This is a genomic window from Paracoccus sp. pheM1 (genome assembly GCF_018499825.1).
In the GTDB taxonomy this organism is placed as follows: Bacteria; Pseudomonadota; Alphaproteobacteria; order Rhodobacterales; family Rhodobacteraceae; genus Paracoccus; species Paracoccus versutus.
Window position 1 is genome coordinate 930,454 of record NZ_JAGXCX010000001.1, and the last position, 16,541, is coordinate 946,994.

The 16,541-nt window shown below is 65.7% G+C and carries 14 protein-coding genes and 1 pseudogene; 13 read left to right on the forward strand and 2 right to left on the reverse strand.

Annotated elements, in window-relative coordinates:
* Nucleotides 1–168: 168 nt before the first annotated feature.
* From KF941_RS04615 to KF941_RS04650, 9 genes and pseudogenes are all read left to right on the forward strand, one after another.
* Nucleotides 169–1,257: a nitronate monooxygenase gene (locus KF941_RS04615; protein ID WP_036759969.1), complete on the forward strand. Its 1,089-nt coding sequence runs from the start codon at nt 169–171 to the stop codon at nt 1,255–1,257.
* Nucleotides 1,258–1,326: 69 nt separating this feature from the next.
* Nucleotides 1,327–2,580: a CoA transferase gene (locus KF941_RS04620; RefSeq protein ID WP_214272667.1), complete on the forward strand. Its 1,254-nt coding sequence runs from the start codon at nt 1,327–1,329 to the stop codon at nt 2,578–2,580.
* A 193-nt stretch (nt 2,581–2,773) separates the two neighbouring features.
* Nucleotides 2,774–2,820, forward strand: a pseudogene (locus KF941_RS28510) (hypothetical protein); the annotation flags it as partial.
* 125 nt (nt 2,821–2,945) lie between these two features.
* On the forward strand, nt 2,946–3,263 hold the full coding sequence (locus tag KF941_RS27815; RefSeq protein ID WP_240540217.1) for an acyl-CoA dehydrogenase family protein: 318 nt from the start codon (nt 2,946–2,948) through the stop codon (nt 3,261–3,263).
* 129 nt (nt 3,264–3,392) lie between these two features.
* The gene (locus KF941_RS04630; protein WP_214272668.1) at nt 3,393–4,892 is read left to right on the forward strand and encodes an aldehyde dehydrogenase family protein; all 1,500 of its coding nucleotides are present in this window, start codon (nt 3,393–3,395) and stop codon (nt 4,890–4,892) included.
* A gap of 16 nt (nt 4,893–4,908) precedes the next feature.
* Nucleotides 4,909–5,679 carry an SDR family NAD(P)-dependent oxidoreductase gene (locus tag KF941_RS04635; protein ID WP_214272669.1) on the forward strand — a complete coding sequence of 257 codons (771 nt, stop codon included), beginning with the start codon at nt 4,909–4,911 and terminating at the stop codon, nt 5,677–5,679.
* Nucleotides 5,680–5,695: 16 nt separating this feature from the next.
* Entirely contained in the window at nt 5,696–7,162 is a 1,467-nt protein-coding gene (locus tag KF941_RS04640; protein WP_214272670.1) for an aldehyde dehydrogenase, read from the forward strand.
* A 255-nt stretch (nt 7,163–7,417) separates the two neighbouring features.
* Nucleotides 7,418–7,573, forward strand: a complete 156-nt coding sequence (locus tag KF941_RS04645) for a hypothetical protein (protein WP_214272671.1) — start codon at nt 7,418–7,420, stop codon at nt 7,571–7,573.
* A gap of 129 nt (nt 7,574–7,702) precedes the next feature.
* Entirely contained in the window at nt 7,703–9,349 is a 1,647-nt protein-coding gene (locus KF941_RS04650) for an electron transfer flavoprotein-ubiquinone oxidoreductase (RefSeq protein ID WP_214272672.1), read from the forward strand.
* Here KF941_RS04650 and KF941_RS04655 read toward each other — a convergent pair.
* Nucleotides 9,276–9,932, reverse strand: coding sequence for a hypothetical protein (locus KF941_RS04655; protein WP_214272673.1), 657 nt, complete (start codon nt 9,930–9,932; stop codon nt 9,276–9,278). The genes KF941_RS04650 and KF941_RS04655 overlap by 74 nt on opposite strands.
* Before the next feature lie 264 nt (nt 9,933–10,196).
* Nucleotides 10,197–11,105 carry a LysR family transcriptional regulator gene (locus KF941_RS04660; protein WP_214272674.1) on the reverse strand — a complete coding sequence of 303 codons (909 nt, stop codon included), beginning with the start codon at nt 11,103–11,105 and terminating at the stop codon, nt 10,197–10,199.
* Nucleotides 11,106–11,504: 399 nt separating this feature from the next.
* On the opposite strand from KF941_RS04660, the gene KF941_RS04665 reads away from it, so the two are divergent.
* From KF941_RS04665 to dctP, 4 genes are all read left to right on the forward strand, one after another.
* Complete coding sequence (locus KF941_RS04665; protein WP_214272675.1) at nt 11,505–12,506, forward strand: LysR family transcriptional regulator; 1,002 nt, start codon at nt 11,505–11,507, stop codon at nt 12,504–12,506.
* 450 nt (nt 12,507–12,956) lie between these two features.
* The gene (locus tag KF941_RS04670; RefSeq protein WP_214272676.1) at nt 12,957–13,796 is read left to right on the forward strand and encodes an SDR family NAD(P)-dependent oxidoreductase; all 840 of its coding nucleotides are present in this window, start codon (nt 12,957–12,959) and stop codon (nt 13,794–13,796) included.
* Between the two features lie 108 nt (nt 13,797–13,904).
* Nucleotides 13,905–15,371: an aldehyde dehydrogenase gene (locus tag KF941_RS04675; protein ID WP_214272677.1), complete on the forward strand. Its 1,467-nt coding sequence runs from the start codon at nt 13,905–13,907 to the stop codon at nt 15,369–15,371.
* Nucleotides 15,372–15,500: 129 nt separating this feature from the next.
* Nucleotides 15,501–16,472: a TRAP transporter substrate-binding protein DctP gene (gene dctP / locus KF941_RS04680; protein WP_214272678.1), complete on the forward strand. Its 972-nt coding sequence runs from the start codon at nt 15,501–15,503 to the stop codon at nt 16,470–16,472.
* Nucleotides 16,473–16,541 lie beyond the last annotated feature (69 nt).

The window sequence follows — 16,541 nt, forward strand, 5'->3', positions numbered from 1 at the left end:
GAAATCATCTTCCGCAATACGAAATATAAATCGTGCCGCGGAGGGCATGATCGCGGCATTTCCGGCAGAGAATCGGGCGCCATGCGCCGGTGCATCCGCCAAGCCGGGCCGCGAAGCCCGGATCGTTCATCGCGGCCCCGCGCCGCTTCTTTTGGGAGGATTCGTCCTATGGCGAACAAGAAACTGCGCACCCCGCTTTGCGACCTGCTGAACATCGAGGTGCCGATCCTTCAGGCCGGCATGGGCGGGGTCGCCTTCGGCCCGCTGGCCGCGGCCGTGTCCAAGGCGGGCGGGCTTGGCACCATCGCCGCGATCTCGCCCACGCCGGCGCGGGTCGAGGAAGAGATCAAGCTGGTGCGCAGCATCACCGACAAGCCGCTCTGCGTCGACATCGGCTTTCCCGCCCGCGCGCCCAAGGATCTGTCCGAGGTCCAGCTGGACAAGATGCCCGAACCGCTGGAACGGCTGCAAAAGGAGATCGAGGAACTGGGCGTCGAGGTGAAGCCGGTCGACGACCAGGCCATGAGCATCGAGGACGCCAAGGAAAAGCTGGAGATCTGCTTCCGTCACAAGGTCGAGGTGGTGGCCTGCGCGCTCGGCACGCCGAAATGGGCGGTCGAGGCCTGCCATGAAAACGGCGCCAAGGTGATCAGCGTCGTCGGCTCGGCCCGCCATGCCCGCTCGGCCATCCGCAACGGCGCCGACGTGGTGGTGGTGCAGGGCACCGAGGGCGGCGGCCATACCGGCGACGTGGGCCTGAACACCCTGCTGGCCGAGGTGCTGGAATTCGCTACCGTGCCGGTGGTGGCGGCGGGCGGCATCGTCAACGGCGCGCAGATCGCCGGCCTTCTGACCGCGGGGGCGCAGGGCGTCTGGGTCGGCACCCGCTTCATCGCCACCCCGGAATCGAGCGTGGGCCCGAACTACAAGCAGTCCATCGTCGAGGCCGATTACGACCAGACCATCCGCTCGCTGCTGTTCGACGGCCTCTATGTCCGCCAGATCAAGAACCGCTACACCGAGGTCTGGGAAGGCCACGAGGACGAGATGCTGCCCTATCCCTTGCAGCGCAAGGCGCAGGGTCCGGTGCGCTTTGCCGCCGCCGCCGCCGACCTCAAGGACCACCAGGCGCTGCCGGCGGGGCAGGGGTCCAGCGTGATCCGCGACATCCTGCCCGCGGGCGCGGTGCTGGAGCGGCTGGTCGAGGAAACCGTGGCGCAGCTTTCGAGCCTGCAAAACCGGGTTCAGTTCGGCTGAGAAACAGGCATCGTTCCGGCCGCGGGGATCGCGCGGCCGGAACGGGCATCGAGCGAAGGGGGGATTATCTTGACCGAACAGACTGCGATTGCGCCGCGCCCGCTGGAAGGGGTGCGGGTTCTCGACCTGACCGTTGCGCTGGCGGGGCCTTACGGCACGCTGCTGCTGGCGGGGCTGGGGGCCGAGGTCATCAAGATCGAGGCGCCTCAGGGCGGCGACATCGCCCGCTTCAACCCGCCCTTCCACGGCAAGGACGGCATCCATTTCGACGCGCTGGAGGATGGCGACATCTCGCTCTCGATCCTTGCCCGCGCGCGCTCGAAGAAATCGGTCTCGCTGGATCTCAAGACCGACGACGGCCGGCGCATCTTCCACGAACTGGTCAAGCATGCGGATGTGGTCTTCGAAAACCTCAGCGACGGCGTGGTCGAGCGGCTGGGCGTCGATTACGAGACGCTGCGCAAGATCAACCCGCGCATCGTCTACGGTTCTGTCACCGGGCTGGGCCGGCCCAGCCTTTATCCCGGCGTCAAGGCCATGGACATCACCGTGCAGGCGCTGAGCGGGGCGATGGACACCACCGGCTACCAGGACGGCCCGCCCATGCGCTTCGGCCTGCCGATCAGCGACCTGCTGGCGCCGCTTTACGCGGTGATCGGGGTGCAGGCGGCGCTGCGCCAGCGCGACCGGACGGGCAAGGGCCAGCATGTCGTCGTCTCGATGCTGGAATGCCTCAGCTCGCTGCTGGCCTTCGAGCATTTCGACGTGTTCCAGCGCCACGGCTTCCCGGCGCGGTCCGGGAATTATCACAACCGGCTGACGCCCTTCGGCGTCTATGCGACCCGCGACGGCCATGTCTCGATCGCCGCGGCCAACGATGCCTGGACGCGCTCGATCTTCGAGGCGATGGGCCGGCCGGAGCTGATCGAGGATCCACGCTTTGCCTCGCGCGGGCCCAGGGCGACGAATGCGGACGTGCTGAACCGGCTGATCGAGGACTGGACCAGCCAGCACGGCTCGGAGGAGGTGATCCGCATGCTGGCGACCGAACGCAGCGTGCCCTGTGTGCCGGTGCGCACGGCGCTGGAAAGCCTGTCCGACCCCGCGTTCTTCGCCGCCGGCACCCTGCAGCAGCTGGAACATCCGGTGGACGGCAAGATCGACGCCGTCGGGGGCGGGGTGCCGATCCACATGTCGGGTTCCGCCGTGGGGCTGGAACGGCCGGCGGCGCTGCTGGGATCGGACAATGCCGGGGTGCTGGGGCAGTTGCTGGGGCTGGATGATGCCGCCCTGGCCGAACTCAAGACGCGCAAGGTGATCTGATCTTGCGCCAGGGGCGCGCGCCGGCTTGCGAGCGCCCCCATGGCGACCATCCCGGTCCCGGACCAGCAGGCGGTCCGGGACGCGGGGCTGCGGATCGCGTCGAAATTCGGCCCCGACTGCTGGCCGGAACGTGGTCGCTAGGGTTGCTTCCCCGAGGTCTTCGGCGCCTGTGCGGCGGCGGCTGGGCATCGCCATGCCCGAGGCCTATGGCGGGGCCGGGATCGGCATCACCGAGGCGGCGGTCTTCTTGCAGGCCATGGCGGAAGCGGGCGGCGCGGTGCAGGCGGTGTTTGACCGGCCCATCGGCCAGAACCAGGGCATCCGGCATCCCTTGGCGCAGAACTGGGCGAAGCTGATGATGCTGCATGCCGCAAGGCTGTGGGACGAAGGCAAGCCCTGCGGTTTCAAAGACGAATGCGGCGAAGCTTCTGGCCTTGCAGGCGGCGGTGGCGACCTGCCAGAACGCGATGCTGACGCATGGCGGCTATGGCTATGCCAAGGAATACCGTGTCGAGCGCTTCATGCGCGAGGTGATGGTCCTTTGCCCCGATCACCTCGCAGCTCATCCTGTCCAACATCGCCGAGAAGAGACTCGGCCTGCCGAAGTCGTATTGAGGGCACCGCCCGCCGGGGCGGCCAGCGGGATTTCCGGGGCATGTTTTAATTTCGTATTGCAAAATTAAATTCCTAAAAGTAGATTTGCGCGAGGGTGCGGCGCAGGGCCGCGCATGGGGAATTCGCAAGATCGATGTGCTGGCCGCAGGGGTGTCCCCCGGCAGACCGGGCATGGCTTGCAGGGGGGAGGGGAAACCATGTCTTTCAGTCTGTTGGATGTCCGGGACCGGCTTGGGGTGCAACCGGGGCGCATGTTCATCGGCGGCAGGTGGGTGGACTGGGACGGTCCGCGCTTCGACCAGGTCAGTCCCGCGACCAACGAGGTGATGACCAGCTTTGCCGAGGCCGGCCGGCGCGGCGTGGACATGGCCGTCGCTGCCGCCCGCCGGGCCTTTGACGAAGGGCCCTGGCCGCGCATGGCGGCGCAGGATCGCAAGCGCATGCTGCAGCGCATCATCGAACGCATCTACGACGCCGAGGAGGAGCTCGCGCAGCTGCAGACGCTGGACAACGGCATTCCCTATCACTTCAGCCGCAACTCGCGCCTGTCGGGCAAGGCCTGCGCCGACATCTTCGACCATTACGCCGGCTGGATCGACAAGATCACCGGCGAGACCTATCCGCAATTCTCGGACGCCTCGAACTTCCATTACATGAGCTTTCGCGAGCCGGTGGGCGTCGCCGGGCTGATCACCGCCTGGAACGCGCCGCTGGCGATGTTCGCGATGAAGGCGGGGCCGGCGCTGGCCTGCGGCTGCACCGTGGTGCTGAAACCGTCCGAGAACACCAACCTCGCCGCCACGCGGCTGGCGCAGATCCTTGCCGAAAGCGACCTGCCCGAGGGCGTGTTCAACTTCGTCACCGGCGCGGGCGAGACCGGCGCGGCGCTGGCCGGCCATCCCGGCGTGGACAAGGTCAGCTTCACCGGCTCGGCCGCGGTGGGCGAACGGATCGCCAATGCCAGCGGGCTGAACATGAAGCGGCTGTCGCTGGAGCTGGGCGGGAAAAGCGCGGGCATCGTCTTTCCGCAGGCGCGCAGCGTCGCGGGCGCGGCGACCACGCTGATGGGGCTGTGTTCCACCTTCCTGTCGGGCCAGGTCTGCTCGACCTCCAGCCGGGCGCTGGTGCATGTCTCGGTGCTGGACGAATTCGTCCACCACGCGACCGAGCAGGTCAGGAACGTCCGCTTCGGCAATCCCTTCGACGCCGCCACCACCTCGGCGCCGATGATCACCAGGGCGCATCTGGAACGCGTGCTGGGCTTCGTCGAAAGCGGCAAGGCCGAGGGCGCGCCGCTGGCCTTCGGCGGCGACCGGCCCGGCGGCGATCTGGCGAACGGCAACTGGGTCAACCCGGCCATGTTCGTGGGCGTGACCAACGACATGCGCATCGCCCGCGAAGAGATCTTCGGCCCGGTCCTGTCGGTCATCCCCTTCGAGACCGAGGAAGAGGCGATCCGCATCGCCAACGACAGCGAATACGGGCTGGCCGGGACGCTCTGGACCGCCGACGTGACGCAGGCCTTCCGAGTGGCGCGCGCCATCCGCTCGGGCTCGGTCGGCATCAACGGCTATGCCAGCATCCCCAACGCGCCGATGGGCGGCGTCAAGCGCTCGGGCATCGGGCGCGAGGGCGGCTGGCCGGCCATCGAGGCCTTCACCGAACTGAAGACCATCAATTTCAATCTCGACATCTGACGGGGAGAACCGGGACATGCGCCTCAAGGACAAGCGCGCCATCGTGACCGCCGCCGCCTCGGGCATGGGCGCCGCCGGCTGCAAGCTTTTTGCGCAGGAAGGCGCCACCGTCGCGGTGGTCGACATCCACCCCGAGCGGACGCAGGCGGTGGTGGACGAGATCCTGGCAGCGGGCGGCAAGGCCAGGGGCTTCGTCGCCGACCTGTCCAGGCCCGAGGAATGCGGCCGGGTGATCCGCGAGGCCGCCGATTGGCTGGGCGGGTTGGACCTGCTCTGGGCCCATGCCGGCACGCCCGGCCCCGCGCAATTCGAGGAGATGGAGAAGGCGGATTACGACTTTACCGTCAACCTGAACCTGACCTCGGCGGTGCAATGCGCCGCGGCGGCCGGCCCGCTGATGCGCCAGTGCGGCGGCGGCTCGATCCTGTTTACCTCGTCGGTGGGCGGGCTGGTCGGCTCGATAATGGCGCCGATCTATTCCATGGCGAAATTCGGCGTGATCGGCCTGACCATGTCGCTGGCGCAGCGCTATGCCGCGGACGGCATCCGCGTGAACGCGATCTGCCCCGGCCCGGTCGACACGCCGATGCTGCCCTTGTTCTTCGGCCGCAAGGGCGACGAGGACAAGACCGAGGAGAACCGCCAGAAGCTGATGGCCATCGTGCCGATGGGCCGCGCCGCGCAACCCATCGAGATCGCGCATGGTGCGCTGTGGCTGCTGTCGGACGACGCGTCCTTCGTCACCGGCATCGCGCTGCCGGTGGACGGCGGCTACACCTGCCGCTGACGGGATGGGGGACGACATGATCTGGCAAGGACGAACCGACAGGCTGTTCATCGGCGGCGAATGGGTGGCACCCAGTTCCGGCACCTTCGTCGAGGTGATCTCGCCCATGACCGAAGAGCCGGTCGCCAGCGTGGTCTCGGGCGACAGGGCCGATGCCGACCGCGCCGTGGCCGCCGCCCGCATGGCCTTCGACCACGGCCCCTGGCCGCGCATGGCGCTGGCCGAGCGGATCGAGGTGCTGGCCCGGCTGCGCGACCTGATCGCCGAGCGGCAGGATCTGATCGCGGAACTCGTCACCACCGAGAACGGCTGCCCGATCAGCACCTCGCAATGGATGCAGGCCGCCGGTCCCAGGGTGCTGATGGACGTGTTCTTCGACCTGGCGCCGCAATACCCGTTCAGCGACCTGCGCCGCACGCCGCTTGGCAACGGGCTGGTGCTGCGCGAGCCGATGGGCGTGGTCGCCGCCGTGGTGCCCTGGAACGCGCCGCTGCTGCTGGCGATCCTGAAGATGACTCCGGCGCTGCTCTGCGGCAATACCGTCATCCTCAAGCCGGCGCCGGAAACCCCGGTCAACGCCTATCTGCTGGCCGAGCTGGTGCAGCAGGCCGGGCTGCCGCCGGGCACGGTCAACGTGCTGCCCGCCGACCGCGAGACCAGCGAATACCTGTGCCTGCATTCGGGCGTGGACAAGGTCAGCTTCACTGGCTCGACCGCCGCCGGGCAGCGCCTGGGCGGGCTTTGCGGGCAGGAGATCCGCCGTATCACGCTGGAATTGGGCGGCAAGTCGGCGGCGATCATCCTCGACGATGCCGATATCCCCAAGGCGGTCGAGAACCTGCGCCTTGCCTCCTTGCGCAATTCGGGACAGGTGTGCAGCAACAAGACTCGGATCCTGGTGCCGCGCCGGCGCCGCGACGAGATCCTGGATGCCCTGGCGGCCATGGTCGGCACCATGCCGGTGGGCGACCCGATGGACCCGGCGACCGAGATCGGCCCGATGGTCAGCGCCCGCCAGCGCGACCGGGTCGAGGGCTATGTCGCCAGGGGCAAGGCCGAGGGCGCGACGCTCGTCCTCGGCGGCGGCCGCCCCGGCCACCTGGGCCGCGGCTGGTTCGTCGAGCCGACGATCTTCGCCGACGTGGACCAGAACGCGACCATCGCGCAGGAAGAGATCTTCGGCCCGGTCCTCGCCGTGCTGAACTACGACAGCGAGGACGAGGCGGTGGCCATCGCCAACAATTCGCAATACGGGCTGCACGGCTCGGTCTTTTCGGGTGACGACGGCCATGCGGTCGCGGTCGCACGCCGCATCCGCACCGGCTCGGTCGACATCAACGGCGCCGGGGCGGGGTTCTATTCTCCGCTCGGCGGCTTCAAGAAGTCCGGCATCGGCCGCGAGGCGGCGATCGAGGGCTTCGACGCCTATGTCGAGATGAAATCCATCGGCCTGCCCGCAGCTTACGCGGAAACCTTCGCCTGACCGCGGCATTTTCGGAAGAGACGACCATGCCCCGCCTGACCCCCTCGACACCGGCCCCGACGCGTGCCGTCCCGGCCGCCGGCGCCGCGGATAGGATCCCGCGGAAGCTGGCGCATAGGCAGATCACCGCCTTTCCTGCGGGCCCCGGCGCTTTCGATGCGGACCCGGCCGCAAGATGCCCGTGCCGCAATGGCCCAGGCGGGCGCCAGCGGTCGGCGCAATCCCTGCCGATGGTTGGATGCCGAGATCCAGGCCATGAGCGACAGGCTGGTCATGGAGGGCGGCTTCACCATTACCAGCCTCTTCGCCGAGCGGGCCGCGCCATGGAAAGGGCGGGCCGACAAGATCGCCGACTACGGGTTGGTGGGCGACCTGTTCAGCCTGGTGCCGGAACTGACCGGCAAGCTCTGAACTTCTCTGTTCCGCAAATACTCCGGGGGGAGCGCCCCTGCGGCCCCATCGAGGGGCCGCAGGGGCGCGGGGGGCAGAGCCCCCCGCCCCACCCCGCAACCGCCACCAGCCAGCCAGGGGGGCCGAGCCATGTCCGAAATTGAACGCGAGTCGATGGAATACGACGTTGTGATCGTCGGCGGCGGCCCGGCGGGGCTGTCGGCGGCGATCCGGCTCAAGCAGGTGAACCCGGACCTCGGCGTCGTGCTGCTGGAGAAGGGCTCGGAGATCGGCGCGCATATCCTCTCGGGCGCGGTTCTGGACACCGCCGGCCTCGACAAGCTGATCCCGGACTGGAAGGACAAGGGCGCGCCCGTCAGCACCGAAGTCACCCAGGACAATTTCTACATCCTCGGCCCGCAGGGCCAGGTCCGGGTGCCGAACTGGCCGATGCCGCCCTTGATGAACAACCACGGCAAATACATCGTCTCCATGGGCAATGTCTGCCGCTGGCTCGCCGAGCAGGCCGAGGCGCTGGAGGTCGAGATCTTCCCCGGCATGGCCTGCTCGCAGTTGGTCTACGAGGGCAGCCGCGTCGCCGGCGTCGTGGCCGGCGAGATGGGGCTCGATGCCGACGGCACCCCCGGCCCGGCCTACGAGCCCGGCATGGAGCTGCGCGGCAAATACGTGCTGATCGCCGAGGGCGTGAGGGGTTCGCTGGCGAAGGAACTCATCCAGAAATACGACCTCTCCGCCGGCCATGAGCCGCAGAAATTCGGCCTCGGCATGAAGGAGATCTGGGAGATCGACCCCTCCAAGGCCCGCCCCGGCACCGTCACCCACACCATGGGCTGGCCCTTGGGCAAGAACGCCGGCGGCGGGTCGTTCATCTATCACCTCGAGGGCAACCAGGTGCTGGTCGGCTTCGTCGTCCACCTGAACTACGCCAACCCCTACCTCTATCCCTACATGGAGTTCCAGCGCTTCAAGCACCACCCGCTGGTCGCGGAGCTGCTGGAGGGCGGCAAGCGCGTGGCTTACGGCGCCCGCGCCATCTCCGAGGGCGGCTGGCAGTCGATCCCGAAGCTGGCGGTGCCCGGCGCGGCGCTCTTGGGCTGCTCGGCGGGACTGGTGAACGTGCCGCGCATCAAGGGCAACCACAACGCCATGCTCTCGGGCATCGCCGCGGCCGAGGCGGCGGCGGCCGCCATCGCCGCCGGCCGCGCGGGCGACGAGCTCACGGACTACGAGGCCGACCTGCGCTCGGGCCCCATCGCCCGCGACCTGAAGCCGGTCCGCAACGTCAAGCCGCTCTGGTCGAAGCTGGGGCTGTGGCCGTCGCTGGCGCTCGGCGGCTTCGACATGTGGGTGGCGAACCTGACCGGCTGGAACCCGCTCGGCACCTGGAAGCACGGCAAGACCGACGCCGAGGCCACCGGCAAGGCCGCCGATTTCCAGCCCATCGACTATCCCAGGCCGGACGGCAAGCTCTCGTTCGACCGCCTGACCAACGTGGCGTTCAGCTTCACCAACCACGAGGAAAGCCAGCCCTGCCACCTGAAGCTGAAGGATCCCGCGATCCCGATCGCGGTGAACCTGCCGCTCTATGCCGAGCCGGCGCAGCGCTATTGCCCGGCCGGGGTCTACGAGGTGCTGGAGGGCGAGGGCGGCCCGCGCTTCCAGATCAACTTCCAGAACTGCGTCCACTGCAAGACCTGCGACATCAAGGATCCCAGCCAGAACATCGACTGGACAACACCCCAGGGCGGAGACGGGCCGAACTACCCGAATATGTGACAAGGGAAACTTGTCGATCGCCAACCCTTCTTGGCGGTCTGATCGCCGAGGATAGGGAATAATCCTGCCAGTTTCTTGAGGCAAATCCTTGCCCGACAGCAGGAGGCAGGCATGCAGGACTGTAAGCGCAACTTGATCGGCGGCGAATGGGTTTTGCCGCAGGGAGGCGCGAGAAATACACGGCGAAATGCATCTGGCTGTCGTCGAACTGGATAAGCTGGCGCTTTTCCCATCGGCCGTTGACCCATCCTGGGAATCGTTCGGATTTTTCCTTTGCTGCAAGGATCTCGGCGGTGTTGTCCTTGTAATAGTCGTCGCGCGTGTCCCAGATCTTGGTGCCTTGATTGGTGATCCGAACGTGGGGGTAGTGGTTTATATCGGCGAACTTTTCAGCATCGTTTCCGATGAACGCGGCGAGAAGCTCATCAAGAAATGCACAGCCCTCCTTGAGATGCGGCTCGACCGGATTCGCGCAGTCGTCGCGGATCGGGAACTGTTCCAGTTGCGTGCCGTCCTGGGCGCAGGCGGCGCCGATGCTCAACATCGAAACAAGCGATACCGCAGCGATTAGCTTGCCAAGCATGATGGTTTATTTTCCTTGCTATGGGTAATGTTTTTCGGATCGTGCAGGCTATGGCCGCATCGTCGGGTTGTTCAGATTGTTCGTCCCCGGCCGTCGGGTGAATGGCTCGCAAAGCCCTCCCGCCCGCACAATCACATTGCTAACGGGCTTCAATTGATAGGAAAAGATTATTATATCTTGCTATATGATAAGAAAAATTTAGCTTTGATTTCCTGCTGGATCCGGCTGGAAATCAGCGCATCGACTTCCGGCGGCCCCGAGTCCTCAGCCGATTTTCTGCCGCGCAGAGTTGGACATATGCTCGATGAAGGCTCGGGCGGCGGGGGACATGCGCCTGTTGTCGGGAAACAGGATGCTGATGCGGCCCCAGAGGGAATGCCATTCCGGCAGGATCTGCTTCAAGGTGCCTTGCGCCAGGGCCGTTTCGCAGGTCTGGAGCGACAGCAGGCCGACGCCGCCGCCTTCTATGACCGCGTCCCGGATCATTGCCGAATCATTGCTCACCAGCACCGGCCGGTGCCGCAGCGTGTAGCTTTCCCCCTTGTCGTTGCGCAGCTTCCAACTGCCCGCCCAGCCGGCCGAAAGATAGTCGCCGCCGACGCTGACGGTCGGCAGCTGCTTTATGCCCTCCAGCGTGATTCCGGGATGGCGGGCAAGGAACGCCGGCGAGGCCACGAGGATGCTGCGCGTCTCGCCCAGCTTGCGCGTCAGAAGCGAGGGATTGCTGCGTTCATTGACCTCGGCCATGATCGCCAGATCGAAACGCTTGTTGATCAGGTCAACCTTTTCCGTCGTCACGTGCAGTTCCAGCCGCACCTCGGGGTAGTCGCGGAGGAAGTCCGTCACGAATTTCGGGCCAAGATAGCGCGCTAGCCCCGGCAGGCAACTGACCCGCAGATCGCCCGACACGCGCGACCTGAACTCGACGGCGATGGCTTCGGCGTCTTCGAGGCTGCTCTCGACGATCTGCCATTGCTCATAGATCGCCCGGCCGGCTTCGGTCAGGCGCAGGCTGCGGGTCGAACGGAAAAGCAGCTGGGTTTCCAGGTCGCTTTCCAGCCGCTGGATATGGCGGCTGAGCTTGGCCTTGCGCTCGCCCGTGGCGCGTTCGGCAGCGGTAAAGCCGCCATGCTGCACGACCATGCCAAAGCTGCGCAGATCCTCGAAATTCATTTCCGCAGCATAAATTGGAACCATTTATGAAACAATATGCATCTTCCGGGTTGCGCGGAGAGGACGACGGCGCCCCGTCGCTTTGACGGTTTCGATGCCGGTGAGCGACCTGCGGGATCCCGCCATGCAGATCGTCACCCAGGATGTCAGCGCCGAAGGTGCGCGCATCGTTTGCGGGGGGCAGACGGCCATCCGACGGGACCGCGGTCGTTTCGTCGAACGGGCGCCTTTCATCGCTCCAGCTTGCGGGTCGCGCCGCAGGGGGCCAGCAATCCACATCCGCCGCCCCTGTCCTGTCTTATCGAGCGGGAACGCCGTTCTACCGGATGTTGCGCTTGAACCCTCCGCGTCCGCTGGCATAACCTGCCCCGGACGCGACGAAGCCGGTCTGTCTGCTGGATGCTGCGGCTGTCGTCGGACCGGGGCCTTGGCCGCTCCGACCGACCGGCGTTCTGCATTTTCACCGCACATTGGGAGATTGCCTTGCTTCGGTTCACCTTGAGACAACTTTCCTATTTCCGCGCGACGGCCGCACTGGGCAGCATTGCCAGCGCGGCAAAGGAACTGGGCGTTTCGACTGCGGCGATCTCTGCCGCGATCGACAATCTCGAAGCGATCGCCGGCACCAGGCTGTTCAACCGATTTCCCGCGCATGGCGTCAAGCTGACCCCTTCCGGCGAAATCCTTGAGCAGATGGCACGCGGCGTATTGGCCGAGGCCGAGAAATGGGCGCAGGGTGCACGCAACTTGCGCACCGATGCCGGCGGCAAGGTCCGGATCGGAGCCTATCTCGCGCTCGTCTATGTCTTCGCCATTCCGATCCTGATGCGGAACCGGGAAATCTGGCCCAAGGTCGAACTGGACTTTGTCGAGAGCAGCCACCCCAATCTTTTGGAGCAGCTGAACAAGGGCCATATCGACATCATGATGCTCTACGATCTCTGCTTCGAGCGTGAGGGCTATGACGTGGTCGATCTGGCCAAGGTCGAGGCCAAGGTGGTCTTGCCCGCCTCCAGTCCCTTGGCGGGCAGGAAACGGCTTGCGCTGGGGGATCTGGAGGGGCTGTCCTATGTGCGGCTGGACCGGGAAATTCCCGGACGGACGATGCTGGATCTGCTTTACGCAAGGGGGATCAAGCCGCCAATAGCGTTTTCGTCCTCGTCCTATGAGCTGGTCCGGTCTGCGGTCGGCAAGGGCCTTGGTTTCACCTTCAGCATGTTCCAGCCGCATAATGCGATCACCTACCAGGGGGACAGGCTGGTCTGCATACCGCTGGAAGAGCCCCTGCAGCAGGTCAGGATCATTGCCGCCTGTCGCAAAGGCCGGCTGCAGGAGGACGTCATCCGCAACGTGATTTCCACTAGCCGCCACGTGCTGGAAGCGGCGGATAGCCGCAACTGACGCAATTGCAGGCAATCCGGCCTCGTTGAAGGGCTCTGGATCAATGCCTGGAATGCGCCCTTTGCGGCGGACAGATCGTGCAGAGAAAAGGACCGGCTTGTGGGGTTTTCGGAAAGACGCCCCCTCCTGGGCGCTCTTGTCGGCATCTTTGGATCGTCGGGTCCGCCTTGGCCAGGCACAGGTTGCGGGTCGAATAGGCTAGGCAGTTGGCCTTCAGATTGTAACTGCTGAACTTCGCCCCTGCGTTCGCCCGGTTGCCGAGAACCTGCCATGCCGGCCGACAAGATCGAAGCTGCCCAAGGCGTGACGTCCCTGTCCTTGATCGGGCCTGTCCTTGATCGGGATTGGAACGATTTGCGAGACAATCTGTATTTGCATAACCGACTACAGCCAGCGCCTGACCCGGACTAGCCTGATGAAGGGGAGCATGAAAAGGGGGGAGGACTGGACATGGACAAAGAGGCCCGCACCTGGCTGATCACCGGGGCCGACAAGGGTCTGGGGGCGGCGGCGGCACGCGTAGCCCTGGCCCAAGGCGACAATGTCGTCGTGACGGTCCTTGCGAAGGATGGCGATCACGGCCTTGCCGCGGAATTTCCAGACCGGATGCGGTCGCTGCACCTTGATGCGCGCGATATCCACCGCACCGCTGATGTGGTCGCCCGCGCCCTGTCGTTCTTCGATCGCATCGACGTATTGGTGAACAACGCCGGCTATGGCGTGGCTGCGCCGGCCGAGGAAACGCCCGCCGACACCTATCGCGCCTTGTTCGAGGTGGGCTTCTTCTCGCTTGTCGAGATGACGCGCGCGGTGTTGTCGATCATGCGGCGTCAACGCGCAGGCCACATCATCAACCTGTCCTCTATCGCCGGTTTCAGCGCATATCCGGGCTTTGCCTTCTACAGTGCCGTGAAATTCGCGGTCGAGGGCTATTCGGAGGCGCTTTCCAAGGAGGTGGCCCCCTTCGGCGTCAAGGTGACCATCGTCGAGCCGGGCGCCTTCCGCACGGATTTCCGTGGCCCATCCCTGGTCAGCGCGATCAATCCAGCGTCGGACTATGCCGATCTGAACCGTGCCCTGGCCGGCGTGTCGCAGGCAAGCGGGCGGCAACCCAACGATCCGGAAAAATTCGGCGCGGTGTTGTGCAAGATCGTCGCGCAAGAGAAACCGCCATTGCGCCTGCCCTTGGGCGAGGACGCGGTCGAAGCCCGCCGCACCACGCTGGCCGCGGTAGGGGACGAGTTGCAGGCCTGGCTCGACCTGTCCCGTTCAACCACATTCGCCAATTGAGAGCGGCGGCAGGCAAGGCCCGCCGCATCATTTCCCGTCTACCGAAGCATGTGCCCGGATCGCTGCCGATCCGCCGTGCTGCGGCAATCCCAAACAGGAGCAAACGCCATGTGGCAAGGTCGATACGATCAGCTTTATATCGGTGGCCAGTGGATCAAGCCCGCATCGGACGGGCGCATCGAAGTGATCTCGCCCTTCACCGAAGATGCCCTTGGTTCGGTGCCCGACGGAACCCGCGAGGATATGGACCGCGCCATCGCCGCGGCCCGCGAGGCTTTCGACCACGGTCCCTGGCCCCGCATGCCGCTGGCCGAGCGCAAGGCCGCCGTCGCCAGGCTGGGAGCGCAGTTCCGGGCCCATGAAGATACGCTGGCCGAACTTGTCTCCACCGAAATGGGTTGCCCGATCACCATGTCGAAAGGGATGCAGTCCATCGGTGCGCGGCTGTTGATCGACAGCTATCTCGAGATCGTGGACGACTACCCGTTCCGCAGCTTCCGCCGTTCGGGGACCGGCAATGCGCTGGTCACCCGCGAGCCGATCGGCGTGGTGGCGGCGGTCGTGCCCTGGAACGCCCCGCAGCTGGTGACGATGATCAAGATCATCCCGGCGCTGCTTGCGGGCTGCACGGTGGTTCTGAAGCCGGCGCCCGAGACGCCCTTCGATGCCTATCTGCTGGCAGAGATGGCCGCGGCGGCAGGCTTTCCCGCGGGTGTGATCAACATCGTCCCTGCGGGGCGCGAGATCGGCGAATACCTCGTCACCCATCCTTCGGTGGACAAGGTTTCCTTTACCGGCTCGACCGCGGCGGGGCGGCGGATCGCCAGCCTGTGTGGCCAGGATCTGCGCCGGGTTTCGCTGGAACTGGGAGGGAAATCGGCGGCGATCATCCTGGACGATGCCGATTTCGACCAGGCGGTCGAGATGCTGCGCACGGCCTCGCTGCGCAACAACGGGCAGGTGTGCAGCGGCAAGACGCGGATAGTGGTGCCCGAACGCCACGCCTCCGAACTGATCGACCGGATCGTCGCCCTGATGGATTCGATGCCGATCGGCGATCCGCTGGATCCGGCCACGCAGATCGGGCCCTTGGTCAGCAAGCGGCAAAGGGACAGGGTCGCGGACTATCTCGCCATCGGGCAGGCCGAGGGTGCCCGGATCGCTCGCGGCGGCGACCGCCCCCTTGGGCTGGATCGGGGCTGGTTCATCGACTCCACGCTGTTCGTCGATGTCGACCGCAAGATGCGGATCGCGCAGGAGGAGATCTTCGGCCCGGTGCTGACGGTGCTGACCTACAAGGACGACGAGGACGCGATCGCGATCGCCAACGATTCGGCCTATGGGCTGAACGGTGCGGTCTTCAGCGGCGATTTAGACCGGGCGCTTGGTGTCGCCAGCCGCATCCGCAGCGGCGTGGTCGAGCTGAACGGCAATCTGGTTGGTTTCCATGCCCCGATCGGCGGCTGGAAGTGCAGCGGCATCGGCCGCGAGGCCGGGCTCGAGGCTTTCGACGCCTATGTCGAATGCCGCTCCATCGGCATGCCGCGCGAAATGGTGGATGCGCTGGAGAAATAGCGGCGCAATCAAAAAGGAAAGCCCACCCGGCCATCTTGGCCCAGGGGGACATAATGACCGCACATCGGTCTTCAAAATCGGGAGGAAGGAATGGTCCATGGAATTTGCCGGCTTCTGGCAGCAGGTCTGATGACCTCTGCCCTGGCGGCCACCGCACAGGCGGAAACGCTGAAGTTCGCGCATGTCTTTCCCGCAGATCATTATCTGTGGACGCAGGGCGGCAAGGTTTTCGCGGAAGCGGTCACCAAGGCATCCGAAGGCCGGATCGCCTTCGAAGTCTATCCTGCCGGTCAACTGGGCAAGGATGTCATTGCGGTGCAGCGGTCGGGCCTGGCGGAACTGGCCATGGTGATCCCGGCCTATTCGCCCGACAAGCTGCCGCTTTCCTCGGTGGCCGAACTGCCGGGGATGTATGCCTCCGCCTGCCAGGGAACGCGGATGTTCTGGAATGTGGCCAAGCCGGGCGCGATCCTGGACGAGCTGGAACTGAAGGGGCAGGGAATGCGCGTCCTTTTCGCCTCGACCATTCCGCCGCTCAAGATCGCGACCAAGAACAGGCCGGTGGGGGGGCTCGCGGACCTGAAAGGGTTGAAGCTCCGCGCGGCTGGGTCGGCCATGAACAAGACGGTTCGTGCATTGGGGGCGACGCCGATCCAGCTGACCGCCGGCGAAATGTTCGACAGCCTGTCGCGAGGCACCGTCGATGGCGCCTTGTGGTATTATCATTCGACGCCGACATTCGGGCTCGAGGATGTGCTGAACAACGCGGTCGAAGGGGTCGAACTTGGCGGCGGCACGTTGCTTTACACCATCAGCACGACGGCCTGGGATCGGCTGAACCCCGAGGACCAGGAAATTTTCGCCACCGCTGCCGCAGATGCGCAGACCGCGCTTTGCGAATGGCTGGACGCCGAGGAAAGCCGGGTGCGCGACGACCTGGCTGCCAACCACGACTGGCAGATTTCCACCCCGCCGGCGGAGGAGATGGAACAATGGCAGGCGCTGATCAACGACGTCACCGTTTCCTGGGCCAAGGAAATCGAGGACAATGGGCAGGCGGGCACGCAGGTGCTGCAAGCCTTCCGGGACAGCGCCGAATAGGCACGGCGCATCGGAGCGGCATCTCTCCAGATGCCGGTTCCTTCGTCGTTCGATGGAAAGCTTCGGCGG